A 25,945-nucleotide genomic window follows, 5' to 3' on the forward strand; every position below is an offset into this window, starting at 1 on the left:
CAAATTAAAATCCATGATTCTTAAGGACAAGCCCTTTTTTCCCTGAAAGATACGGATTGCCATGAACCGTAAATCTGAGGGGAAAATGCGACGCCAAGCCTTTTCCAGATACCCCAATCCGCTCAGTCGCATCAATTTTGCGAGGCGTTTTTCCGGTCTCAATCCAGATATCACTTGTAAACAGTGTTTTCCCGTAATCAGAAATCTTCATTTCAAGCGCTTGCGTCAATTTACCGGGGCCATTTGTCAGCTCGATTCCAGAACGACCGGAGCGGTTTTCCTGCATGGCGTTAAGTTCAGTAAGCGGTTCGAGTGCGCGAATCAAAACTCCTTCCGGAACGCCTTCTTTCATCGTGATGATATTGAGGAGGACTTGTCTATGCATTTGATACATATAAATTCCGCCTGGTTTCCCAAACATAATCTCTGTTCGTTTTGTTCTTCGCCCCGAATAGCTATGCGCCGTTTGATCGTTCCCGCCAAGGTAAGCTTCTGTTTCGACAATCCATCCCGAATACTTTCTTTCTCCTGTATCATGAACCAGCTTCATGCCTAAAAGATCGCGAGCAACTTCAATGGTTGTTTTATGTTCAAAAAAAGATGCGCTTAGCTTCATTGTGTAAAACCTCTTTTATTGTTTTTCTTTATTCTAGCAAAATTTCGCGAATGATTTCCAACCTAAGCCGTATGTGTAATGATTTCCCTTTTGTTAAAATTGTGTTAAAATGGTGTAAGTGCAGGTTCATCATTTACCTGCTTTTTTTCATCATTTGGATAAAAGGCAACATATTAAATAGAGTGTAGGAGAGGTGTAACATGAAGGATGGAAAGGGAAAAATCCAAACATTCTTGAGTAAGAATTACGGATTTTTTATTCTAGCCGTCATTTTATTCTGGCTAAAATCAGTAATTGCATATGAAACACAATTCAAACTTGGTATTGAAAATGCGATGCAGCAATTTTTACTTATTATCAATCCGCTAAGTACAGCAGTATTCTTTATTGGATTGGCATTGTTCGCGAAAGGACGGCGTTCGTTCATTTGGATTATCGTCATTGATTTCCTTTTAACGTTCATTTTATACGCGAACATGGTTTACTACCGATTCTTCTCGGATTTTATTACACTTCCGAATTTGAATCCAAAACAAATGCAAAATATGGGTGATATGGGCGGAAGTGTCCTTGCACTCATGAGCTGGACAGATATTTTATTCTTCGTCGATATCCTACTTCTAATCGGTTTGCTCGTTTTCCGCTTTGCAAGACCGGATAAGACGGCTCGGATTCGCGCAAGAAAAGTTGTCGGCGTGCTGACGCTTGGCGTCGCGATGTTCCTTGCAAACCTCGGTATGGCAGAAATTGACCGACCGCAGCTTTTGACAAGAACATTTGACCGCAACTATATTGTAAAATATCTTGGAATGACGAACTACCAAATTTATGATGCTGTGAAAAGCACAGAGTCGCAAACACAGCGTGCCCTTGCTGACAGCAGTGATGTCAATGAAGTATTAAATTATACGAAGTCGAAATATGCAGCTCCAAATATCGAATACTTCGGCAAAGCAAAAGGCAAAAACGTGATTTACATTCACTTGGAAAGCTTCCAGCAGTTCTTGATCAATTACAAGCTGAATGGACAAGAAGTCACACCGTTCATCAATTCGTTCTTTAAAGACAAAAACACGCTTAGCTTTACAAACTTTTTCCATCAAACCGGCCAAGGTAAAACTGCCGATGCTGAAATGATGCTTGAAAACTCATTATACGGATTGCCACAAGGTTCAGCATTTACAACAAAAGGCTCGAATACGTATCAATCCGCTCCAGCTATCCTAGGACAGCTTGGTTATGATTCAGCTGTGTTCCACGGCAACTATAAGAGCTTCTGGAATCGCGATGAAGTTTACAAACACTTTGGTTATAAAAACTTCTTTGACGCTAGCTACTATGACATGAACGATACTGACGTTTCAAACTACGGGTTGAAAGATAAGCCGTTCTTTGCAGAATCTGAGCAGTATATTGAATCGCTGAAACAGCCGTTTTATGCAAAATTCATTACACTGACAAACCACTTCCCTTATCCGATTAGCGATGAGGATGCAACGATTGAACCGGCAAACACTGGCGATTCTTCCGTAGATACGTACTTCCAAACAGCACGCTATCTTGATGAATCGGTTAAATCATTTGTTACGTACTTGAAGGAAAAAGGTCTCTATGACAACTCCGTCATTATCATGTACGGCGATCATTACGGAATTTCTGATAATCACGCTTCAGCGATGACAAAAATTCTTGGTAAAGAATATAACAGTTTTGAAAATGCCCAAGCGCAGCGCGTACCATTCATGGTTCACGTACCTGGCGTAAAAGGCGGTATCCAAACTCAATACGGCGGCGAAATCGATATCTTACCGACTGTGCTTCACTTACTTGGTGTTGATACAAAAGATTACTTGCAAATGGGAACCGATTTGTTATCGAAAGATCACAAACAGTTAGTACCATTTAGAAATGGCGATTTCATCGGCAATAATTACTCGCTGATCGGCGGCAAGTATTACAATCAAAATACCGGTGAGTTAATCGAAACTGAAACACCGGAAATGAAGCAAACAAAAGAAACGGTAGCAAAAGAACTACAGCTTTCCGATTCAGTCTTGCAAGGCGACTTGCTTCGCTTCTATACACCGGAAGGATTTAAGAAAATCGATCCGACCGATTACAACTACAACAAGAAAAAATCAGACAGCAAAACATCTGCTGATGAATCGACAGATAAGACATCTGCCAAATGATCAAAAGCTCCCTAAACGAATGTTTAGGGAGCTTTTTCTGTCTATTTATTTACTTCCATTCCCCTGCTTTCTCTGCTATTCTTATAAAGGGTCTTCATTACATAGAAAGGAAAGGTTAACATGAAAATTTTACGAAATTACGCATTTACGATCTGCCTGTTACTTGGCATTATTCTAGGCGGACTTGCTGGGGTTATCTTCGGTGCCAAGACAGAAATCGTCAAACCAATTGGTGATATTTTCCTCAATTTGATGTTTGTCGTTATCGTTCCGCTCGTTTTTCTAAGCGTCAGTTCAGCAATCGCCAACATGAAACAAATGGCGCGGCTCGGCAAAATTATCGGCACTACTTTTATCGTTTTCTTTATTACGGCCATGCTTGCAGCTATTATTGCCTTCATTGGCGTTAAAATCTTCAACCCGCTTCACAATGTGGACACTTCAGCTCTGCTTTCTAATTTACCAAAGATCGAAACCGATACGGGTAAGAGTATAGGTGAAATTCTAGTCAGCACATTTACAGTTTCTGACTTCCTCGATTTATTTACTAAATCGAACTTGCTTCCACTTATCATCTTCTCGATTCTCTTTGGTGTTGCCACCACAATGGCTGGCGAAAAAGGACGAGCAGTTGCGGATCTGCTTAGTTCTGCTACCGAAGTCATCTTAAAAATCGTGAAGCTCATCATGTATGCCGCCCCAATCGGACTCGGCTGCTATTTCGCAGTTACAGTAGGTCAGCTCGGCCCGCAAATCATCAGCGGCTATCTCAATGCCTTCTTGCTCTACTTGGTCCTAACCGTTATTTATTTTTTCGGCATGAATACACTCTACGCCTTCACAGCTGGCGGCAAAACAGGAATTCGGACATTCTGGAAAAACGTATTTACACCTGCCATAACAGCCGTCGCAACATCATCGAGCGCCGCTTGTATCCCAGTGAACCTTGTGGCAACGAAAAAAATGGGTGTTCCAGATGACATCGCAGAAACAGTGATTCCGCTTGGAGCAAACACCCATAAAGACGGTTCCGTTATCGGCGGTATTCTCAAAATTACATTCTTATTCACATTGTTCGGCAAGGACATGTCGAGTATCGGTAGCATCGCAGCGATCCTAGGCGTAGCATTTTTGGTTGGTGCCGTAATGGGTGCTATCCCAAGCGGCGGTATGACAGGGGAATTGCTTATCTGCGCAGTATTCGGTTTTCCGCCAGAACTTGTTGCCACCATCATGATTATCAGTACCATTATTGATGTTCCTGCAACCTTGCTGAACTCAACCGGAAACACAGTCTGTGCAATGCTTGTTGCACGTTTTGTCGAAGGAAAAGACTGGCTGAGGAAAAAAATAACAGCCTAACTAAATTTATCTACTCAAATTTGAGCAGTTTTCTGGAACTGCTCTTTTTTGCGGTTTATAATAAAAATGTAAGCGCTATATCAATCGAAAGGGGATTTATCAAGATGAGATTAAAAGACAAAGTTGCGATCATCACAGGAGCTGCTGGAGGACAAGGAAAAGCTGAAGCACTTTTATTTGCTAAAGAAGGTGCCATTGTTATTGCGACCGACATGCAAAAAGAACTACTTGATAAAACTGGGGAAGAAATTAAAGCTATCAGTCCAAAGTCAGAAGTCTTAACACACAATGTGGCAAGCGATGAAGATTGGAAGAAAGTTATTGATCTAGCCCTAGAAAAATTCGGCCGTGTTGATATCTTAGTTAATAATGCGGGAATCAGTACAGAACTTAATATCGTGAATACAAGCATTGAAAAGTGGGATCAAGTGCTTGATGTAAACTTAAAAGGAACATTTCTCGGTATGCGTCACGTTATTCCGCTCATGGAAAAAAATGGCGGCGGTTCAATCGTCAATATTTCTTCGATTGCTGGCTTAACGGGCGGCTCCGGCGCAAGTGCCTATACAGCTTCAAAAGGCGCTGTTCGTTTACTTACCAAAGCAGTAGCAGTTGACTATGCAAAACAAAACATTCGCTGCAACTCCGTTCACCCAGGCTATATTGAAACACCAATGACTAAGCAGTTATTTGAGAACGAAGATACTCGCGGCTGGTTCCAATCACTCACACCGCTACCAAGACTTGGTCAATCTATTGATATCGCTTATGGCGTTCTTTATCTCGCAAGTGATGAATCTAGTTTTGTTACAGGTATTGAGCTACCAGTTGATGGCGGCTATTACGCACAATAAACGTTTCTATTCAAGAGAAGGAGAAAATTCTCCTTCTCTTTTTTTGTTCCTCCCCTTCTTTCTAAAATCAGTTTGTGCTACAATGAGTAAAGCGTGAAAAGATGGAACTTTAAGTAAGTTTTAAAACATCTTCGAGCTGATTAAATTTGGAGGTGTACCAAATGAGCAGCCACAATCTTTCCTTCCACAGAAAAAGTCCGGAAGAGTTGCTGAAACAAATTGAAAAACTGAAACGGGGAAAACTGAAAATATATGTCGGGTCGGCTCCTGGCGTCGGCAAAACTTACCGCATGCTAACGGAAGCCCATGAACTTCAAAATGAGCAGATTGATATCGTGATCGGGCTTATCGAAACACATGGCAGAGCTGAAACTGCGGCTCTAATACCTGGATTGGAACAGTTGCCGCTGAAAGAAGTCGAATATGGCGGAAAAACCTATACGGATCTTGATGTAGATGCCATTATTGAACGCAATCCTGAGGTTGTTATTATTGATGAATTGGCGCATTCAAACGTACCTGGTTCATTGAATAAAAAACGTTATGAAGACGTTCAAAGAATACTCGATCATCGGATTAATGTCATTACCGCTGTCAATATTCAGCATTTAGAAAGCCTGCGTACGGTTATCCATGACATCACAGGAGTCTCAGTACGCGAACGCATCCCTGACAGTATTCTCGATGCGGCCGATGAAGTGATCTTGATTGACACCACTGCTGAAACTTTACAAAAGCGCTTAAAAGAAGGAAAAATTTACAAAAAAGAAAAGATCGAGCAATCACTTGAAAACTTTTTTACTACTAAAAATTTATCAGCATTACGTGAAATTGCCCTTCGTGAAGTAGCAGACGATGTTGATGATAAAGCGGACAAAAAAGCCGCTCGTCTTCGCGCCGCAATGATGAATGAAAAAATTCTTGTTTGCATCAAAAACGATGCCAATGCAGAAAAATTAATTCGCCGCGGCTTCCGTATCGCAGATCGTCTCAGAAGCGAGTTGTACATCTTAACCGCCATTGACCGAGAGCTTTCCGAGCTTCCAGAAAAAGTTCAGCAAGAATATAAAGAATGGCAGGAGCTGGCCGAACAATTCCATGCCCGCTTTTTAATCGAACCAATTCAAGAACGTAAAATTTCACAAGTGATTACCGATGTCGCCAATCAAAAACACATTACTCAAATCATTTTAGGACAATCCGTGAAGTCTCGCGTGGAAGAGCTGGCAAAGGGCTCGATCGTAAATGCGATTATGCGGCAGACAGATGGTGTTGATATTCATATCGTTGCAAACTCCAGAAAAAAATTAAAAAACAAGGCAAGAAAATCCATCAATAGATTTTCTTGCCTTGTTTTATTTGGCTAGTCCGTTCAAAATATATTCAACAGTATCTTTCACCTCTTGCTCATCTTCCCAAGCTGCGTCCGGCATGACAACGAAACGAGTTAATAAAAAACCGACAACATTCGTAATCAACGCGCGCATAATCGTGCTGTTTGGCATGTCATTAAGCTCCCCTTTTTCCTTATAATAATTAATCAGTTGATCAAAATGGCCTTTAACATGCGTCATAAAAATATCGGCAAATTGGAGCCGTAACTCATCGTGATACATCAGCTCCATGAAATAAATCTTCAGCACTTTGCCATTGTCCTGAGCGAACTCAAAGCGATTACGAATCATCGCTTCAAGAAATGCTCGAAAGCTCGGGTATTCCTGTTCCAAAACTTCATTTGCAAAATCCTGTGCCAAAAACGGGATAACCCCTTCAACCAGTGTTGGCATTGTGATCGCCATTAATAAATCTTTTTTTGTTTTATAATGCCTGAAAATTGTCCCTTCTGCAACCCCAGCACGCCTTGCAATTTCGCTTGTGCTTGTAGCTGAAAACCCTTTTTCAGCAAAAAGTTCAATTGCTGCATGCAAGATATTTTTTTTGTTTCTCGCTCATACGTTGATCTTTCTCTGTCACATCTAAAATCTGCCTTAATAAATCAGGCTGTTTCTTATTCTCCATTTAGACCTTCTCCTCTATTAAATTTTTCGATATTTTTTTAATGCAAAAATATTAAGCAGCAAGAATACCGCTACAAATCCAAGTAGCACATAGAAATCGCCGGCGAACCCGCTAAATCCTTCACCGCGAATCATGATAGCTTTAAGCGCTTCAGCCCCGTAATACATCGGCATAATATGACCTAACCACTGTAACCAGTCCGCCATTCCTTCAAGCGGAAAAATCCCGCAGAATAGAATTTGAGGAACGATCACAATTGGAATAAACTGGATAATTTGAAATTCATTATTCGCAAATGTAGAAAGTAGCATTCCAAGTGCGAGCGATACCATCGCGAGCGTGAGCGTAATCAAAAAGACATACCAAATGGAACCGTTTTGAATCATTCCGAGCACGTGAATTGAGTAAATCGCAACAAGAATCGACTGTAGCAGAGCAAAAATTCCAAATCCAATCATATAGCCCAGTTCAATTTCGTATCGCTTAATCGGCGTTACAAGAAGCCGCTCGAGCGTTCCTGTAGTTCGTTCTCGCAAGAAGGAAATCCCTGCAATCAAAAAGACAAAGAAGAAAACGAAGAAGCCAATAAAAATCGGGCCGATCGTATCAAAATAAGTCGTATCCTGATCGCCATATAAATAACTGACTTCGATCTTCAATTTTGATCCAGTGTTAGGCATAGCCGCCTGAGCCTTAAAAGCTGTTCCTGTTTGCGCTTCTAATTGCTTCATAGCTTGTTTCAGTGAAGCACCAGCCGTTTTTAGTTCAGCCGCCTGCTGCTCCATCAACGCACCTTGAAGCTTTGCAGCGATTTGGCTACTAACAGAAGGATCGCTATTTTTATACGTCACTTTCAGTTTTCCATCATCTAGACGTAAAAAGGCATCGAGTTTGTCCTCTTTGATCTTGGCCTCTGGATCAGCATTCTTGCCGTATTTTTTCACAGTCAGCTCTTTATCTTTAAGGGCTTTCGAAAACGACGCATCAAACCCGTAAGTCCCAATTTTTGGCTCCACTGACGTGCTGTTAAACATGTAGTTGAGGAGTGTAATTAGCAGAATTGGGGCAAGAAACATCAGAGCGAGCGTTCGTTTATCGTGCCGAAACTGATTAACAATTCGTTTTACAATCGCTAGAACTCTCATTTTTCTTCCCTCCCAAATGCAAGAAAGACATCCTCAAGATTCGCGCTTCCCGTCTCCATCTTAAGTTCCTCTGGAGTTCCGGCAGCAATCAGATGCCCATCCCGAATCATTGCCAGTCGGTCACATTTTTCCGCTTCATCCATCACATGTGTTGTAACCAAGATCGCCTTCCCCGCGTTTTTCAGTGTCGTCAGTTCCGCCCAAATCGAGCGCCGAAGCTCAGGATCAATCCCAACCGTCGGCTCGTCCAAGATTAATACAGCGGGGTCAGATAAGACAGCTATTGCCAAGGAAAGCCGCCGTTTCATGCCACCAGAAAAATCACCGACTTTTTTCCCGAGCTCATTCGTTAAATTGACAAGCCCGGCTGCATATTGAATCCGATTTTGTTTTTCTTTTCCTTTCAAATGATAAAGCGAAGCGAAGAAATCCAGGTTTTCAAGGGCTGTTAAATCCGTGTAAAGCGCATCTGATTGTGCCATATAGCCAATCCGCTCGATCACATCCAAATTCGGCATCGCATGATCAAGTACTGTAACACTTCCGCTCTTTGGTTTTTCCATCCCGATAATCGCTTTCACAAGAGTTGTCTTCCCGGCACCAGATGGCCCGATTAAACCGAAAATTTCTCCCTTCTTTACTTGCATGGTTAAATCAACTAACACTTGTTTTTTCTTAAAACTGATTACAAGAGACTGTGCTTCTATCATCGTTTCCACTTTTTTCACTCCTTGTTCATTTAATGAGTGAGTACTCACTTTTATTATCGCAAGTATCTGTATTTTTGTAAAGAAAAAACCATTCTGCTTGTGAGAATGGTTATTTTCGCAAGTACACATTGCTGATTAAATGGTTGCTGCCTTTGCGCAAAATTAAATCCGCCCGGTACTTAGTTCGTTCAATATTCTCTTTTAAATTGGGGCCATTGATGGTATCCCAAATCTCGCTTGCATACGCAGCTGCTTTCGCCTCGCTGTAGTCCGTATATTTATGGAAATAAGAACTTTCATCTTGAAAAGCTGTTTCACGCAACATAAAAAAGCGCTCTAGATACCAGCGTTCAATGTTTTCTTCTTCTGCATCAAGATAGATAGAAAAGTCGAAGAAATCGCTAGGGAAGAAAAGTTCATCCGGATCAGATTGCAGAACATTGATACCTTCTACGATGACGATATCTGGATTTGAAAGTTTGCGGGTTTCTGGTAAAACATCGTAAGTTAGATGGGAATAGAGCGGGACTTCCACGCTCTTTTTATTGTTTTTCAGTTCGACAAGAAAATCCATGAACCGTTTTTTATCATAACTTTCTGGGAATCCTTTTTTATCCATGAGGTGAAGCCGCTCAAGTTCCTTATTCGGGTACAAAAAGCCATCTGTTGTAACCAGCTCCACTTCGCGGGTTTTAGAGAACCAACGATCAAGCATCAGCTTTAATACACGTGCGGTTGTACTTTTTCCAACGGCAACACTTCCGGCCAGCGCAATGATAAACGGTGGACGTTCTTCTTTTTTCTTCAAGTATTCCATCTTTTCGCCATGAATAAAAATAGCTTCATGGTACTGGATTGCGATCAATTTGATCAGTGGCAAATAGATTTCCGATATATCGGAGAGCGAAATTCGATCATTTAATCCGCGAATCTGCTCGAGTTCTTCCTGTGTCAAAATTTGATCTTTACTTACTTCCAGTTCCCGCCATTTTTCACGCGGAAAGTGATAGTAATGCGTGTATTCATTCATGGTCAAAAGCCACCCTTTGTTCATTTCGTGAAAACGTAAACAGTTTACTGAATTAGCATACCTTATGCGGCACAATTCCGCAAGATTTAATTAATATTTTCGGTAAACATACACATCTTTTGGTTTAGCTATTTGATTGTATTTGGTTACATCGAGTGCTGGGATTTTCATTTTGAACGGCGCATAATACTCTTCTGTAATGGTTCCTGTGACGGAAAGCCACGCATCATTTTCAAACTTAGCTTGTTCAGGCATGTTAGCAAGCATTCCAAAAACACCAGAATCAGCAACACAGTGGATAATTCCAAAACGGAATAAGAACAAATGAGCATCTTTTAAAACGGGGTCATTATAAACAAAGCCAGTGAAACTGATCGTTCGACCAGTAAATTCGCCTGGATAGTTATACAGAATTTCCATCGTCATTAAATAGTTGCTGTCTGTTACGATAATCGGATCTTGTTTCAAGATTTGTTCTTTCTCGCGCTCAATCATTTTTTGGTAATCGGATTTCCCGAAATAGCCGCTCGTATCGGGACGCAAAAATTGGTTTTGAGCGTAAGGATCATCACCAGCCGCATTATTTTTCGGAAAGTGAAAGCCTTTCGCACTGACAATTGTAGAATCAAGGGTTGCAATCGGAAATAAGAAACCAGCAACAAGCGGATACCCGAGCAGACCATAAACGATTATTTTTTTAAGAACAGTATTTTCGCCGCTGTGGGAATGCCCCAGATGATCATGTTTTTTAGGTTGATCTTCATCACGGAACACCATAATCAACTGAATCACGGCGAGCAAGAAGGCCGCGATCATTGCTGAGAACGACAGATAGGCATATTTCATGTTGATATATTTACTGATCTCACCAGAAATGTGTAAAAACATCAAGTAAAAGCCGAAACCGAACAGTATAAAGGCTCGCAACATAGCTAGTCAGCTCCTTTCTATATGATTAGTGCGTAAACGAACACGATGATCGTCACAGCCGCAACGAGGAACAGCACAAATTTTGCTTTAAAAGATGCAAGCATCATCATCAGGTTTTTAATGTCGAGCATCGGGCCGAAAACAAGAAAAGCAACGATAGATTGGGTCGAAAACAAACTTCTAAATGAAGCGCCGATAAAGGCATCTGCTTCTGAACAAAGCGATAAAATAAAAGCCAAAACCATCATCAGCAATATCGACAATACTGGACCATGTCCGATTGACATTAGGGTCGATGTTTTAATGTATGTTTGCATCGCAGAAGCCAGTAAAGCGCCAAATACCAAATACTTGCCGACTGAAAAGAATTCATCGACGGCGTGAGTTGCTGTATGCCAGATTTTTGCACCGAAAGACAGCTCAGTATGATCATGTGGATTCGGGTCATGCGCATGCACTGCTACTTCTTTGCCTTGAAGCGCGCTTGTTCCGGCAGCAAAATCATGTTCAGACTGCTGCTCGAAGGATACAATTTTAGAAGCTTGAGCGGGTTCTGATTTTTGCATACGGAGGCCAGGTGTAGTTTCAGAGACTAATGCTAGTTCTGTTGACAGTGCCGGAGCAGGGTGGCTATGCGGCTGAGTTAGCAGTTTTTTCTTTTTAAACCCTCTCCTTTATAGAAAAAGGCGATTAGATTGCCGACAATGAGAGCAACAACAAGGCTACCGATCACACGCAAAATGGGAATTTCCCAGTTGCTCCCGAAGGCGACATAGGTCGAGAACAAGACAACCGGATTAATAATCGGCGCGGTTAACATAAAGGCAATACCTGCATGGAGCGGAACGCCTTTTTGTAGCAAATTGCGAACAATTGGAACGATGCCACATTCGCAGGAGGGAAAGAAAACCCCGATGACAGAGCCGACAACCACCGCGAGAAAGCGGTTTTTCGGAATGACACGGGCGATCAATTTTTCGGAGATATACATTTGGATGAAGCTTGCAATGAACACCCCGATAAGGACAAACGGCAAAGCTTCAATTAAAATAGAGATGAATATGGTATTCATCTGCAGAAAAGAATCAGGTAAACGGCTGAACAAATCTAGAACCTTCTTTCTCTTGCAAATCTTTGTTTATTTTATGCTTCTTTCCATCAGAAATCAAGTCTCGGCTGCAAACAAAAAAGCGGAGGCGCGCCTCCGCTTTTTTTTAAAAGTAATCTGAAAAATAAGGAGTTTCGGTTGGAATAAGCTGCTCAAGTTGTTCAATCACAGCTTGTGATGCTTCAATCCGACCGATTTTTGCTAAATAAGACGGACGTCTATAACTAAACAGCATCGTCGTAAGCGTCTGGATATCAAGCTTCACTTCCGGCCCTATAGTTCCCGTTTCAACTGAAAAGCCGTCGCTTTGAAACTGAATCTCAAAGTTCCCTTGATTCCATTCAAGTAAAGGGTCTCGAATTGTTAGATGAAAACTTGGTTCGCCTAAGCGGAACCTGAACGGATATTTTTCCAAAAATGCTTTAACGTCCACAATTCGTGCCATGTAGTACGGCTGAATCGTTTCGACAATTTCGCTGTCTTCGAGTAAGAAGGCGATCGGCTCATTTGTGTAAGTCCGCCCCTTCACGTCAGTGACCATCGAAAAATGAGCACTGATGAAGTTCCAAAGCCCTTGACGTGCTTCTTCATTCAAGTACACCATTTCTTTTAAATGGAATACATCCTCAGCAATCCAATAAAACAAAAAGCCGGTCGGTTCATGATTGTCGTTATAATAAACGCCGGCAGTCAGCTCATCTTTTTCCCAGCGAAAATATTCTTCCCAGCCGAGTTCATCACGTAGCATCGCTGCATGTTTTTGCTTAGCAAACGCCAAGTAAGTCGTTCGTAAATCGGGATGATCAAGCTCGACGCGCTCCACCATGCCGGAAACCTGCGTAAGGTTAGGAAGCTGGGTATCTTTTATCGAAAACGTCATCATATCAGAAATAATTTCCCAGCCTTTGCGACGATAATAGGGAATCGAATAGGGATATAGATAGGATACTGTCTGCTTGCGATCGCGCATATCCTTCAAACTTTGGCGCATCAATTTCTGCATTAAGCCGAGATTGGCATATTCTGGATAGGTGCCGACACCCGTAAGGCCGCCCGTATCGTAAGTTTCGCCGTGAATATTTACCTGCATTGGATACACTGCGAGTTGCGAAATGAGTTTATCGCCATCAAACCAACCAAGTACATCCGCTTTTTTTTAAAACAGGTCGTTTGGCTTGTTCAATTTCCTCCTCCTCATATCCGACTTCCTGCAAATCTTGGCTAGTTACTTGGAAAACATAGCGCAACAAATCATTGAATTGCGCCAAATGTTCCATGGTGACTGGTTTCATTTTTAATCGGTCTTGGACATCTTTCTGTCCCATGCTATTACCTCACTTTAATTCTCTTTCTTTCATTTTAGCGAAAATAAGACCGATTTCCAACTAGTTTCTTTTTATTTCTCTTAAAAGACGGCTATTTTCGATATAAGCCCGGTCAAGTTCTGCTTTTTCTGCTTGACTGACACGTGGATCACTTAATTTGGCTGCAATTTCAGTCAGCCTAAGTTCAATGACAAGTTTGTCCTCGGCAACCGTTACTTTCTTGTCCGTTTTCTCTTGTTCCAGTTCCTGCATGGTTTTTCTAGTCAACTTCATTTTACCGTCTTCAATCGCAAGAACCTGTTCAGCGGTATGACGAACAAAAGCGCTATCGTGGGAAACAAAAAGAACTGCCCCAGCAAACGACTGAATCAAACTTTCAAGTGCTTCAAGAGCCGCAATATCCAAATAATTGGTCGGTTCATCGAGAACTAAAAAGTTGGCATCGCTTAGAAGAATCATCGCCAAGTAAAGTTTGACACGCTCGCCGCCCGACAACACCTTCACTTCTTTACTCAAATCGCTCGCTTTAAAATGCAAACTCCCCAGTACATCCATCGCCATTTTTTTTATCGTGTGCATTCACGCGTTCCACATTTCGAAGCATTGTCTCTTCAAGCGACAGCCCGCGCAGCTCTTGGTCGAAATAGGCAATTTTCGCACCGGGAAGCAGTTTAAACGGCTCCTCTTGCTTCAAAAGCCGCCGCAAAAAGGTCGTTTTCCCTGAAGCGTTTTTACCGACGAGCGCCGCCTTATCTCCAATTTTTATGGAAAAAGGCTCCGTTCGAAATAATATCTTGTTGGCAAAACCAATCTCGCTTGCCCCAACTTGAAGCACAGTCGTTCCCGGCTTCAAGCGGCTCATTTCAGGAAGTGCAATTTTAACCGCCTTAAATTCAAACGGCTTTTCTACATCTTCCATTCGTTCAAGTCGTTTCTCTGTTGCCTTAATCGTCTTATGCTGGCTTTTTTTGCTGTTGCCCTTTGTACATATTGCCGTATGCAATTTCCTTGCGCGTCATTCCTTTTTTCATCAGCTTGGCTTGACTTGATTCCATACTGCCAGCAATTTGTTTTCTGTGGCTGATTGCCGATTGAAGCTTTCTTTTTTCAGCCACATTTTCTGCATAGGCCTTTTGTTTTTCTGCAAGCTGTTTTTTCTTTTCAGCCGAATAAGCGCTGTAATTCCCTTTAAAAACCGTAATCGTTTCATTTTCTAGTTCCCAAATTTCATTACAAACCGCATCAAGAAAATCACGATCATGCGAAATCATCACAAGCGTTCCCGAAAAATGTTTGAAATCGCGGATCACGTGTTTGGCACTCGCGGTGTCAAGATTCGATGTCGGCTCATCTGCAAACAAGATTGCCGGTCGTTTGCGTAAAACCGTTTGAATCAGCTTGCGAGTTTTTTCTCCACCACTAAGCCGGTCATCTTCCGGCTGAATTTGTTTAATGAAACCTGTGCTACCAGAAAGCTGCACCGATCCCGTTTCCGGGTCCGTCTCGCCAGCCAAAATTTCAAGCAGCGTCGTTTTACCGACGCCATTTTGTCCGACTATGCCGATTCTCGCACCTTGTTTCACCCGAAGTTCCTTTATTTCAAACAGCGTACGTGCACCGATTTCTTTGGTTAAATTTTGAATTTCAATACTAAACATAAAAAAGCCCCCTTATCCTTTTTCCGGATAGGAGCGCACAAATAGACTGTTAAGTCGCCACGTAAGGCATTAACAAGCAAAATGAACATACCGATCCTGTCCGAAAAAAATGGTTTTTCCATTCATTTTTTCTGGGTAAACAGGATTAGAATTTCATTGGCTTAAAATAACACCTCTTTCAATTAATACAATCAGTATAACAAAAGTTAGCACGTTCTTGCAAGTCCAATCATGAAAAAGAGACAGACCTTAAGAAAAGTCTGTCCCCTTCAATTTGTTGAGGTTACTCGCGATATTTAATCGCGACAAACTTAATGTTAAGATATTCTTCTATTCCAAAATGACCATTTTCTCGACCAAAACCAGAATGCTTCACTCCACCAAATGGTGTTTCTGGATTCGAGATGCTGATCTCATTCACACCAACCATACCATATTCAAGAGCATTACTGATTTCTTCAACACGTGCTAAGTTTTGTGTATAAAAGTAAGAAGCAAGACCAAACTCGCTGTCGTTTGCAAGTTTCACAACTTCATCGTCAGAAACAAATGAAATAATCGGAATTACAGGTCCAAACGTTTCTTGATGGAAAATTTTCATTTCCCGTGTGACACCATTTAAAACTGTTGGCTGATAAAAGAAGCCTTGGTCAAAATCCTGTCCACTAAGTCGTTTACCACCGACTAGAAGTTCTGCACCTTTTGCTAAAGCATCTTCAAGCTGCTGATCAATTTTCCCGATTGCATCTTCACGAATCAGTGGTCCCGCATCTACACCGTCTTTCAAACCATTTCCAACCTGAAGCTGCTTCACTTTTTTAACCACTAAATCCGTAAATTCTTGTTCGATTTCTTTCGCAACAAAAATTCGATTTGGTGAGACACAAACTTGTCCATTGTTACGAAACTTTGCTGCTACAAGTCCTGTAGCGGCAGCTTCAACATCTGCATCCGAAAATACAATAAAGGGTGCGTGCCCGCCTAGTTCAAGTGAAATTTTCTTAAGTGTCTCTCCTGATTCCTGATAAAGCGCTTGTCCCACTGCGGTTGATCCAGTAAAGGTTAGCTTACGAACCTTATCACTTTTTGTCAATACATCTCCGATTTCAGACGATTTCCCCATTACAAGGTTCACAACTCCGTTTGGAAACCCTGCTTCCTCAAAAATTTCAAATAAAGCGAGTGCCGAAAGCGGCGTCTCACCAGAAGGCTTCAAAATCACCGTATTTCCCGCTGCAAGTGCTGGAGCTAGCTTGCGAGTTGCCATGCCCATCGGAAAATTCCAAGGAGTAATCGCTGCAACAACACCGATTGGTTCCTTTTTTACTAAAAAAATCCGCTTATTCGGTGCTGGAATAGTTTCTCCATAAACTCGTCGTGCTTCTTCTGCGTTAAAACGAAAATTCGCTGCTCCTGTTAGAATTTCAGCTTTTGCTTCTTTCAGTGGTTTTCCTTGTTCAATGGTCATAATGCGCGCAAGTCTATCCGCTTTTTCTTCAAGCAAACTAGCCACGCGTTCTAAAAGATCAACTCGTGTTTTGAGTTCAATCCCTCGCCAATCCGGAAAAGCTTTATTCGCAGCTTCAATAGCTGCTGTAACATCACTTTCAGAAGCTTGAGCAATCTCTGCGACTATCTCCCCCGTTGCTGGATTTTTCACAGCCTTCGTTTCTTTATTTGCCCCGTCCTGCCAGCTACCGTTAATGAATAACTGTGTTTTTACCGTTGGTAGTTCGCTATTCACAAAAATCACTCCTAAAAAAGATTTAACAGTAGTATTTTCCACAAAATTTCTATTCTAATCATAACTTTCTATGCAAGAATAGCGTAAAACTCCTTCTTGCGTGCAGTCCGTAAACATTCCAATACTTTCAAAACTATTTTTATAAAAAATGGAGCCACGTGACTCAGTGTCTTAAGGTGCAAAAACGTGCAAAAATTTTGTTTTGTCATCTGTTCCATGTGTGTAAGAAAAAAAGTTCCAACTCTTTATATCAAGTATCATTACAAAGACTGAGATAGCAACTAATTTCTCTCCTAACGATTCTACTCGTATATAGAATTTATTTTCAGATAAAAGAGTCCATCTTCTGCTTGTTGAGCCGCGTTCACTTCAAAAACGAAAGTACATGTACTTGATTTTGCTCGATATAAATTCACCGAATATCCATTAAAATCTTTTTTCATCAGTCATTTCTTTATTCCATAATTAACAAGCAACTTTATTAGATATGATTCTCCCCTTCAAAAGTACTTTCTTAAGATAGATAGTAAAATTCTGATTAGTAGATTTATATTAAAAATGATCATAAATAATGAACTTTCAAGATGATGAAAAAACTTAATCACCCATAAAAAAAAAGCGAATCCGACGAAATTTCATCAGCTTCGCTTTTACCTCTATTCCCCAAAAGTTGCCGGTTCTTTAAACTCTTCTTCCTTCGTTTTTGCTGCCGATTTCTTATAAGCCAGATAATAAAACAGACTGACAAAAACAGCGCCGCCAACCGTGTTTCCAAGATAAACCGGTATCACGTTCATCAGGAAATCCATCCACGAATACGATCCTGCAAAAATTGCAGCCGGAATAATAAACATATTGGCAACAACGTGCTGAAAACCAATGGCAACAAATGCCATCACAGGAAACCAAATCCCGAGAATCTTACCACTAAAATCCTTGGCAGCATAAGAAAGCCAAACCGCTATCCCAACAAACCAGTTGCATCCGATTCCAGAAACAAAAGCAACCCAAAACGGATCTTTAATTTTTGCTCCCGCTGTCGCAATCGTCTTTTCAAGAAAATCGCCTTCCGTAAGACCGACAAAATGTCCAAAAAAGTACGCGACAAATAAAGCACCAATCAGGTTTGCTACAGTTACAATTGCAAAATTACGCAAAAGCTGGCCGAAAGAAATCTTCCGGTCAAACCAAGCAAGCGATACAGCCATCATGTTCCCTGTAATCAGCTCGCCGCCGCCAAGCAAAATACAAACCAATCCTACTGGAAAAACCGAAGCTCCGATAAACGTTGCAATGCTTCCCCATTCATGCGGTGCCGTTCCAACAACACGAATATAAAGCAAATAGCCAAGCGAGATAAACGCTCCGCCAAGAAATCCTAAAACAAGGAGCGTGAGTGTATTTGAGCCTGCTTTTTGAACGCCTTTTTCGATCGTCACATCTGTAACTTCCTGAGGGGTGTAATAGCCCATTTTTTTTCCCTTCTTTCCTTTTATTGTTACGTTCCTCACAATTAGCGCTTACATTATAGCATATTGAAGGGCGATTCTCAAATCTATCTTAGACAAGAAATACTTCCTCAGCGCCTCTTATGATTGTGAATTGTAACGAGCCGGAGCATACCAGCTAAGAATAAGAAAAAGATTACAACGAATACAACATAATTGATCCAAAAACCTTGTTCCGGAATCCAGCCCAAGACCTGCAAACCTTTCTGAATGCCCATCACGATCAGCGTTGAAACAGCAAGCATTCCAAAAAGCTGAAGATAACGTTTCACAGTAAAACCTCCTCGTTCCACTTTTTCTGCTAATTTTGCACCGAGATGAAACGCCTCTTGCTTTTTCTTTTCAGGCACAGCTTCCATCCGAAAAGTTCCCGTGAGAACCAGTTCACCTGCACGATGCATTCCCGCTTGCGACATCACCGTATCAATTTGATTAAACGTCGCATCCGTAACTCCAGCCAAACCATTTTCAAGCGCTCCCTTGTAGCAAGAAGTAATCGAAACATAGCTTTTCCCTTTCAAAAAATGCGGGATATTTTCACCTTTACTCGTCGTGTGAACAAAGTAATCGCGCATCGTGTCGAAAAAAACTTTTCATGCTGCCGCTTGTTGTTCCAAAATAAGTAGGGGTAGCAAAAACAAAACAGTCGGCTTCTTTCAGCCGTTTTCCAACTTGACGAATTTCGTCTTGCTTTGGCGCCAGAAACTCCTCTTCGAGCACGATCATGCTTACCTCGGCACCAGAAGCCTTCGCCCCATCAAGCATTTGCCTTAAAAGCTGAGCCGTAAAGCCATCTGGGTTTTGCGCCCCAAGAATTCCAAGAACTTTCATTCTTTCTCCTCCCTGTCTAACTCATCTTCCCCATTGTAACGCTTATGCGACCTAATTCACAATAGCTATTCTTTCTTCAAAATAAAAATCGCTCTAACAGCCCGAACAAAATCAGCAGCAAAGCCCCCATCCAAACGATCGGCCGCGCTAAATTTACCGTCCAACCAATTCCAAAGCGCTTTTCAATAAAAATGACCGGATCATATTTATTCACATAAAAGATGCCGAGCTTCCAGTAGCGGTCATCCTTTTGAATACTACGTCTTTCCTGCCGAATTCCCATTACATGAAGTTTACTGCCTGCTTGCCCGACAAATAGCGTAATCCAAACCAGTATCCCAAACATCGAGACAAAAACAGCAATCGTCATCATTCGAATAAAATCCGAACCGAGTTCGAATAAAAAGGCAACTTGCAAAAGTGCAAAAAAACCGGTTGCAATAAACGAAGAATAAAGCATGGCTTTGCTATAGATCAATCGGGAACGTTTCGCCCGTTCAAGTGAAATGAGCGGGTCATCCTGATCAATAATCTGTTTGCTTCTGCCAATCAAAAAATGAAGCACAAGAAACAACAAAATAACTTGAACTTGTGAAAAAAGTAGTAAAGAAGCATTTAGCGGTGTTTTTAACCGCGCCTCATGAACCGTACCATTAAAATCTAAGTAAGCCGGTATCAAGTTCGGGGCTTTCTCGTAAAATAAAACCGTCAAAATCCCGCTTATTCCTAACAAAACGCATGGTGTTAAAAACCATTTCCATGACAGCGTTGAAGTGTCGCGCGAGCGCGACACTTCAACGAGCACAACCGACGTTTCCATAAGTCTCCCTGAGGCAATTTGTTCGCTTTTCCATTGTTTTGTTTTCATGTGGTAAATCAAATAAATTCCAAAAGCAAACACAAGAAAAGAAAGTACTCCCGCCGAAAGAACGTGACTCACCCAGTAATCCCTCACGTAGAGAAAAAACGTAACGCAAAAGATAAAGAGGCCGATAGCTCCAACCCAAACCGCGTAGCTTCGTTTCCAAACCAAAAGCGTAGCCGATTGATTTAGCTTCGTCCCGACATTAATACCAAAACATTCCGATTTTCTTGTTACGAAAGGCATTGCCGCAAGAAGCAGCACCAAGATCAGCATAGATACCACAAAAATCGGTAGTGTCATTTTGCCGACCTCTCCTGTTCCTGCTCGATTTCGCTATAAATAGATTCACAATCTTTTAGAAAAACATCGCGCGGAACAGACCTCGCTGCTGCTTCTGAGATAAGCGTGCGCAAGCTCTGATGTAGCTTCTCAAAATAAGCCCCATCTGCCTTTTCAATCCCCTCCGGTCGCACCGTTACTCCTTTTTTATTATGAATCAAAATAAAACCTTCCCGTTCAAGTAGCTGATAGGCCTTATTAACCGTATGAAAATTCACACCAATATCCGCTGCCAAACTTCTGACTGACGGCAGCTTTTCACCATATTCAAGTTCACCCTTGGCAATCCCCTCAACAATTTGATTACGAATTTGCACATAAATTGCTTCTTCCGCATCAGGACTAATCCTAAGCAGCATTTCATCACCCTCTTCTTTGTTATAACTAACATATAACAGTTAGAAAAAGAAGTCAATTTCAAATAGCTATTTCAATTAAATGATGATACACTAAAATCAACAGAAAAAAAGGGGGAACAAAATGAAAAATTCTAAGTTTCGCGAGAGTAAATTATTTTTTTGGACGATTGAAATTTTAGCAGTAGTTGCAATCGTATTCCTTCTCTTGCAAATGAAATACATATTTTCACCAATTGGCGTGATCATTTCGACATTATTCTTGCCAATTTTGGTTTCAGGCTTTTTATTTTACATGTTTAATCCGCTGGTCGAATTTCTCGAAAAAAGAAAAATTCCACGTGTGCTTGGTATTATCTTGATTTTCCTTGTGTTTATCATTTTACTCACGCTTGCAGTCATTCAAATCGGACCAGCATTAGCTGACCAAGTTGCCGAGCTTGCTAAAGCACTTCCAGGCTACTGGTCAGATTTTGAAAAATGGATAAACTCGGTTATCAAAGATTCGCCGCTTAAAGGAATCGACATACAAGGTGAGCTTGAAAAAGCCAATATTTCTATTCCTAAAATCATGAATATCGTACTTGACGGTGTTTCAACCGGTATTGGCGCCGTTGCTGGTTTTGTTACCAACTTCGTAATGATGCTTGCGACCGTTCCATTTATCTTATTTTATATGTTTAAAGACGGACATCGCTTTATGAGTTCGGTTGAAAAGTTTTTCCCGAAATTTATTCGTCCAGATGCTAAAAAAATCATCCAAGAAATGAATAAAACGCTATCGACTTATATTAGTTCACAAGCGCTTGACTGCTTATTTGTCGGGATATTTACCTTTATCGGTTATCTCATTATCGGTCAGCCATATGCGCTCTTATTCGGATTTATCGCCGGTGCAACAAACATTATTCCCTACCTTGGTCCATTTATCGGCGCTGCGCCTGCCGTGCTTGTTGCGCTGTTTACTTCACCACTTCAAGCCTTACTTGTTATCATCGTTGTAGTAATCGTTCAGCAAATCGACGGAAACGTGCTCCAACCGCTGATTATGGGGCGCTCTCTTAAAATTCACCCGCTGACCATTATTGTGATTTTACTGGTGGCTGGAAATCTTGCCGGCCTGCTTGGTATGATACTCGGCGTACCGCTTTACGCGGTTGTGAAAACGATCATTGTCAACGTCGCCAAACTTATTCGGCTGCGTCGTTCTGGGAAAAAACATCTTACCGATGAAGAAGACGGCGAAACTTCTGACAAAGAAGATTCGGCTTCAAAATCAGAATCAAAAGCTGAGCCTCCTTCAGAAACAGAATCCAAATAAAAAAATCCAGCAATTGCCAGATTTATAACTGGAAATTGCTGGATTTTTCTTTTCAGCTTATTCTTATTCCGCTTGGAAGTGCGAAATATCATTTAAACGTTCAACTTTAAACAAGCCATTCTCATAAGCGAGCACCGTTACACTTGCGTTGTCGAGCACAAAACTTTCTGTAATCGACGGTTCAAGTTCATGGACGATGTTGCGAATCGTATTGCCATGAGCAACAATCAAAATATTGCCGCCCGTTTCTCGGTGGCGGTTAATCACATGTAAAAAACCTGCCTCAACTCGCGTCCAAAACGTCATAAAATCTTCCGCATCCCCTGCTGGATCTGCTTTTTTCGTAGCATTCATCATGCCTCGAACGTCTACTTTTTCAAAAAACTCTTCTTGAGACGCATAGCCGTTCGCCTTCGCAATCTCATTCCAAGCAACGTCTCCTTTTTCACCCTCAAACGAACCGAAGAACGTTTCGCGAAACTCAGGAAGCGGTTCAAGTCGTAAACCAAACCCGTGTTTATTTTCATGCAGTAAAATTTCGGCCGTTGAAATCGTCCGGTGCAAATCACTGCTGTACGCCGCTACAAATTCTGTATCCGCTAAACCACGACCGCTTGCTTGAACAATTTTTTCCCCTTCCGGAGTCAGCGGCGTATCTGCCCAACCTTGCATCCTCAAATTTTTATTCAAATACGTTTGACCATGTCGTACAAAATAAAGCGCTAATTTTTTCGGCATTCAAAATTCCTCCTCTAACAGGCTTCACCTCTAGTGTAAAACTTCTGCCGCTAAAATGCGAGAGTAAACCTTATCGCATCGTCACAAACTCTTCCGCACTCGTTGGGTGGATCGCAACCGTGTTATCAAAGTCCGCCTTCGTAGCTCCCATCTTGATGGCAACTGCGAATCCTTGTAGTAGCTCGTCCATACCCGTTCCAATGCCATGCATGCCAACAATTTTTTCATTCTTTCCTTGGCAGATCAGTTTCATTCGCGACTGCTCCCGGTGCTCCGAAATCACAGAGTACATCGAGGTAAACTTCGATGCATATACTTTAATTTCCTTTTCGCCGTATTTTTCAATTGCTTCCGGTTCTGTAAGCCCGATCGTTCCAATTGGCGGGTGACTGAAAACAACCGTAGGAATCAAGTCATAATCCAGATGCTCATCGTGTTTGCCATTAAAGAGCCGCTCAGATAGCCGTCTTCCAGCAGCAATTGCAACCGGTGTGAGTTCCACATGGCCGGTCACATCTCCAACCGCATAAATGCCATCCACATTTGTATTTTGATACTTGTCGACCTTAACATAACCAAATTCGTCAAGCTCAACCCCACTTTTTTCAATATCCAAGGTTTCCGTAACGGGTTTGCGCCCAATCGCCCAGATCAGCTTATCTACTGTCGTTTTGCGTCCATCTTCTAAGACAAGCGTCAAACTGCCATCTTGGTTTTTAATAACTTCCTGCGGCACTGCATTCGTGTGAAGCGTCGGCCCACTTTTTTCCATCAGTTCAACAAGTGTTTCCGAAATCATCGGATCAAATGAGCGCAGTGGTGCATGTTTTCTTACAAACAAATGCGTTTCAGCGCCGAGAGCCTCTAATACACCGGCCAGTTCAACAGCAATGTATCCTGCACCAACAACTGCGACACGTTTTGGCAGTTCCTTAAGTGCAAAAAAGCCGTTTGAATCAATTCCATACTCTGCACCTTTGATTGTCGGAATATCCGGTTTTCCGCCTGTTGCAATCAAAATATGATCAGCTGTATAAATTTCGCCGTCCACATCAATTGTTTTAGCATCAATGAAACGTGCATAGCCGCGGAGAACATCCACATGGTTGCTGTCAAGACCATTTTGATACAAACCATGTAGCCGGTCGATATATTTTTCACGGTTCAAAACAAGCGTAGCAAAATCAAAGTTTACTTTGCCCGTTAAACCGTAAGCAGGTCCAAATTTCTCCATGCCTTCCTTAATTTCCGCTCCGTACCACATCACTTTTTTCGGTACACAGCCGACATTCACACAAGTTCCGCCAAGGTGCACTGGCTCGACTAGAGCCACCTTTTTCCCATACATGCCGGCACGGTTTGACGAAGCGATTCCTCCGCTCCCACCACCGATTGAAATATAGTCATAGTGCTTGCTCATCTTACATCCTCCATTCAAAGCCTTGATGCTTTTAAGTGTACTAAATATTACGGAAAACGAGAAGAAAAATGCCTCCTTGGCGCAACAGCCGAGGAGACACTTAAAAATTTATTTTACTTTGCGCCGCATCCGAATATCGTAGTTTTCATAAATGATGATCGCTAGGATCGAGAAGACTACAGGTCCTGCAACCATCCAAATTGTATCACTCCAGTTTCCAGATACAATAACCGGCTGAATAATCGTGAAGACATTGGCAAATCCAACAACAATCGTGATAATTCCCGTTACAAGATACGTGCTGATTTTATTTTTATACACCACAAACGGGCGTTCCAACTCTTTGCGGTTCTTAAAGAACGGAAAGGCAAATGCTAGGAACAAGTACGGCAATGTCATTGAAACGTTTGCCATCAACGTCAGTTTGTTGTAAAACGCCGAGGCATTGCTTCCGCCGAATGAAGCGATCAAAACAATGACCACAACGATCAAGCACTGAATCCACATAGCGAATTCCGGCATGCCTGCTTTGTTGATTTTTGTCATTCGTTTTGGCCACAGTTCCTTAGGTGTTCCTTGAATAATTGATTTAAGCGGTGAATAAATGAGTGTGAAAAACGCACCGGTGTAGGCAAGGAACATCGAAAGTCCTGTTACACGTGCGAAAACCGATGCCATTGTTGTTGCTGCTGATGCTGAGAGACTCATTGCATTTCCCAGTTCAAGACCAAGATTATACATTAAAACATATGTGATGTTTCCAAGGTTTGTTGTTTCACCGGCAAGAACTTTCATCCAGTTCGTGCTGACACCCCACATGAGGATACCTACTGCATAGCCGATTGAAATAACTACTGCTGCAATCATAATTCCCTTCGGAAATGTTTTCTTCGGATTTTTCGTTTGGTCAACAAGCCCTGCAACGGCCTCTGTTCCGCCGTAAGCAAAAATGGCGAATACACAGAAACTCAAGATTGAAATCGGGCTTAGGTAATTAGGATTGGGCGAAACCATGAAGGCTTTCACTCCATCAATATTTTGTTGGAACTCGCCGCCGTTTAAAACAAGAATAATAGCACTAACGAGAATTAAAACGACGTTCAGTCCCATTACGGCAAATCCGCCGACGGTCGTCACTTTCGTAATTTGCCTCAAACCTTTCGATGCAAAAAAGGTCACGACTACCATCCATAATACGCCCAAAATGCCAATTGTTTGTGTGGGAGTTAATGACAGGATCGTCCATTCCTGTGTTTTGTCGGTTCCAAAGATAAATGTCGAGAACGGAATCCAAACTTTTGATGCAATTCCAACCATCCAAATAATATAGGATGTAAACCACATAAAAGTAACGATGAAAGCGTATCGAGGACCGACGCTGTCATTCATCCATGAATAGATTCCTCCCTGTTCATTTCGGTAAGCTGATCCATATTCGGCCATCATCAGCGCGAACGGGATAAAGAACAGCACTGCTGCTGCGATGTACCACGGGATTGCACTGTAACCCATCAAGTAAAAGCCGACAGGACCATTGGCAAAACCAAAAACGGAGGTGAAGATCATTAAAATTAAACTGAACAACCCCATTTTTTTCACTTCGTTTGTCATAATTTCATTCCTCTTTTCAATAGTCAGTAGTTGAATTCTATCTAATCAATTGGCGGTTTTGGACCATTTCCCCTTCGCCATTATAACACCAAAAACCAAAAATCCTTTTTAAAAGAAGAGTTTTAATTAAACATCTAATCTGACATGTTAGACTTGTCAAAAAACAGTAATTTATTTTACTTTAGACCGCTTAGGATACTAGATAGTTCAAACGAATAGATTTCCAAGAAGAAACTTCTTTTCTGTTACAATAGAGGTATGGA

General features: G+C 41.7%; 19 protein-coding genes and 4 pseudogenes. 5 read left to right on the top strand and 18 right to left on the bottom strand.

Going from position 1 to position 25,945, the window contains the following annotated elements; translation table 11 throughout:
- Positions 1 to 4: 4 nt before the first annotated feature.
- Positions 5 to 616, bottom strand: coding sequence for a DNA-3-methyladenine glycosylase (locus tag MFLO_RS11130; RefSeq protein ID WP_036098060.1), 612 nt, complete (start codon positions 614 to 616; stop codon positions 5 to 7).
- A 200-nt stretch (positions 617 to 816) separates the two neighbouring features.
- Here MFLO_RS11130 and ltaS point away from each other — a divergent pair, with 200 nt between their 5' ends.
- From ltaS to kdpDN, 4 genes are all read left to right on the top strand, one after another.
- On the top strand, positions 817 to 2,808 hold the full coding sequence (ltaS, locus tag MFLO_RS11135) for a lipoteichoic acid synthase (protein WP_036098061.1): 1,992 nt from the start codon (positions 817 to 819) through the stop codon (positions 2,806 to 2,808).
- Positions 2,809 to 2,928: 120 nt separating this feature from the next.
- Entirely contained in the window at positions 2,929 to 4,170 is a 1,242-nt protein-coding gene (locus MFLO_RS11140; protein ID WP_036098062.1) for a dicarboxylate/amino acid:cation symporter, read from the top strand.
- Between the two features lie 104 nt (positions 4,171 to 4,274).
- Positions 4,275 to 5,024: an SDR family NAD(P)-dependent oxidoreductase gene (locus MFLO_RS11145; protein ID WP_036098063.1), complete on the top strand. Its 750-nt coding sequence runs from the start codon at positions 4,275 to 4,277 to the stop codon at positions 5,022 to 5,024.
- A 161-nt stretch (positions 5,025 to 5,185) separates the two neighbouring features.
- Positions 5,186 to 6,391: a KdpD-like non-kinase potassium sensor gene (gene kdpDN / locus MFLO_RS11150; protein WP_051993620.1), complete on the top strand. Its 1,206-nt coding sequence runs from the start codon at positions 5,186 to 5,188 to the stop codon at positions 6,389 to 6,391.
- Here kdpDN and MFLO_RS11155 read toward each other — a convergent pair.
- From MFLO_RS11155 to MFLO_RS11220, 14 genes and pseudogenes are all read right to left on the bottom strand, one after another.
- A pseudogene (locus MFLO_RS11155) lies at positions 6,380 to 7,043 on the bottom strand (TetR/AcrR family transcriptional regulator). The gene kdpDN and the pseudogene MFLO_RS11155 overlap by 12 nt on opposite strands.
- A gap of 17 nt (positions 7,044 to 7,060) precedes the next feature.
- Positions 7,061 to 8,188, bottom strand: coding sequence for an ABC transporter permease (locus MFLO_RS11160; RefSeq protein ID WP_036098064.1), 1,128 nt, complete (start codon positions 8,186 to 8,188; stop codon positions 7,061 to 7,063).
- Positions 8,185 to 8,898: an ABC transporter ATP-binding protein gene (locus MFLO_RS11165; protein ID WP_173400582.1), complete on the bottom strand. Its 714-nt coding sequence runs from the start codon at positions 8,896 to 8,898 to the stop codon at positions 8,185 to 8,187. Before MFLO_RS11165 ends, MFLO_RS11160 begins: the two co-directional genes overlap by 4 nt.
- Positions 8,899 to 9,007: 109 nt before the next feature.
- A complete protein-coding gene (gene coaA / locus MFLO_RS11170; RefSeq protein ID WP_036098066.1) occupies positions 9,008 to 9,928 on the bottom strand; it encodes a type I pantothenate kinase in 921 nt (306 codons plus the stop codon).
- A 90-nt stretch (positions 9,929 to 10,018) separates the two neighbouring features.
- A complete protein-coding gene (locus MFLO_RS11175; protein WP_036098067.1) occupies positions 10,019 to 10,858 on the bottom strand; it encodes a TIGR03943 family putative permease subunit in 840 nt (279 codons plus the stop codon).
- Positions 10,859 to 10,875: 17 nt separating this feature from the next.
- Positions 10,876 to 11,963: pseudogene (locus MFLO_RS17255) on the bottom strand (permease).
- A 109-nt stretch (positions 11,964 to 12,072) separates the two neighbouring features.
- Positions 12,073 to 13,291 (bottom strand): annotated as a pseudogene (locus MFLO_RS11190) (GNAT family N-acetyltransferase).
- Positions 13,292 to 13,351: 60 nt separating this feature from the next.
- A pseudogene (abc-f, locus tag MFLO_RS11195) lies at positions 13,352 to 14,949 on the bottom strand (ribosomal protection-like ABC-F family protein).
- Positions 14,950 to 15,232: 283 nt separating this feature from the next.
- A complete protein-coding gene (locus tag MFLO_RS11200) occupies positions 15,233 to 16,702 on the bottom strand; it encodes an NAD-dependent succinate-semialdehyde dehydrogenase (RefSeq protein WP_051993624.1) in 1,470 nt (489 codons plus the stop codon).
- A 647-nt stretch (positions 16,703 to 17,349) separates the two neighbouring features.
- Entirely contained in the window at positions 17,350 to 18,165 is an 816-nt protein-coding gene (locus MFLO_RS11205) for a formate/nitrite transporter family protein (RefSeq protein WP_036098069.1), read from the bottom strand.
- 107 nt (positions 18,166 to 18,272) lie between these two features.
- On the bottom strand, positions 18,273 to 18,776 hold the full coding sequence (locus tag MFLO_RS16520) for a hypothetical protein (RefSeq protein ID WP_051993621.1): 504 nt from the start codon (positions 18,774 to 18,776) through the stop codon (positions 18,273 to 18,275).
- A complete protein-coding gene (locus MFLO_RS14770) occupies positions 18,745 to 19,032 on the bottom strand; it encodes a flavodoxin family protein (protein WP_051993622.1) in 288 nt (95 codons plus the stop codon). The genes MFLO_RS16520 and MFLO_RS14770 overlap by 32 nt, the downstream gene beginning before the upstream one ends.
- Positions 19,033 to 19,108: 76 nt before the next feature.
- The gene (locus MFLO_RS11215; RefSeq protein ID WP_036098070.1) at positions 19,109 to 20,197 is read right to left on the bottom strand and encodes a DUF1648 domain-containing protein; all 1,089 of its coding nucleotides are present in this window, start codon (positions 20,195 to 20,197) and stop codon (positions 19,109 to 19,111) included.
- Positions 20,194 to 20,595 carry a GntR family transcriptional regulator gene (locus MFLO_RS11220; protein ID WP_036098072.1) on the bottom strand — a complete coding sequence of 134 codons (402 nt, stop codon included), beginning with the start codon at positions 20,593 to 20,595 and terminating at the stop codon, positions 20,194 to 20,196. The genes MFLO_RS11215 and MFLO_RS11220 overlap by 4 nt, the downstream gene beginning before the upstream one ends.
- Positions 20,596 to 20,716: 121 nt before the next feature.
- Here MFLO_RS11220 and MFLO_RS11225 point away from each other — a divergent pair, with 121 nt between their 5' ends.
- Positions 20,717 to 21,913, top strand: coding sequence for an AI-2E family transporter (locus MFLO_RS11225; protein WP_051993623.1), 1,197 nt, complete (start codon positions 20,717 to 20,719; stop codon positions 21,911 to 21,913).
- Positions 21,914 to 21,976: 63 nt separating this feature from the next.
- Here MFLO_RS11225 and MFLO_RS11230 read toward each other — a convergent pair whose 3' ends face one another.
- The 3 genes from MFLO_RS11230 to yjeM all read right to left on the bottom strand — a co-directional run bounded on the left by MFLO_RS11230 (position 21,977) and on the right by yjeM (position 25,682).
- Positions 21,977 to 22,651: a histidine phosphatase family protein gene (locus MFLO_RS11230; protein WP_036098073.1), complete on the bottom strand. Its 675-nt coding sequence runs from the start codon at positions 22,649 to 22,651 to the stop codon at positions 21,977 to 21,979.
- Between the two features lie 70 nt (positions 22,652 to 22,721).
- Complete coding sequence (gene gorA, locus MFLO_RS11235; protein ID WP_036098074.1) at positions 22,722 to 24,071, bottom strand: glutathione-disulfide reductase; 1,350 nt, start codon at positions 24,069 to 24,071, stop codon at positions 22,722 to 22,724.
- A gap of 108 nt (positions 24,072 to 24,179) precedes the next feature.
- The gene (gene yjeM / locus MFLO_RS11240; protein ID WP_036098076.1) at positions 24,180 to 25,682 is read right to left on the bottom strand and encodes a glutamate/gamma-aminobutyrate family transporter YjeM; all 1,503 of its coding nucleotides are present in this window, start codon (positions 25,680 to 25,682) and stop codon (positions 24,180 to 24,182) included.
- Positions 25,683 to 25,945 lie beyond the last annotated feature (263 nt).

This window comes from Listeria floridensis FSL S10-1187 (genome assembly GCF_000525875.1).
GTDB classification, from domain to species: Bacteria; Bacillota; Bacilli; order Lactobacillales; family Listeriaceae; genus Listeria; species Listeria floridensis.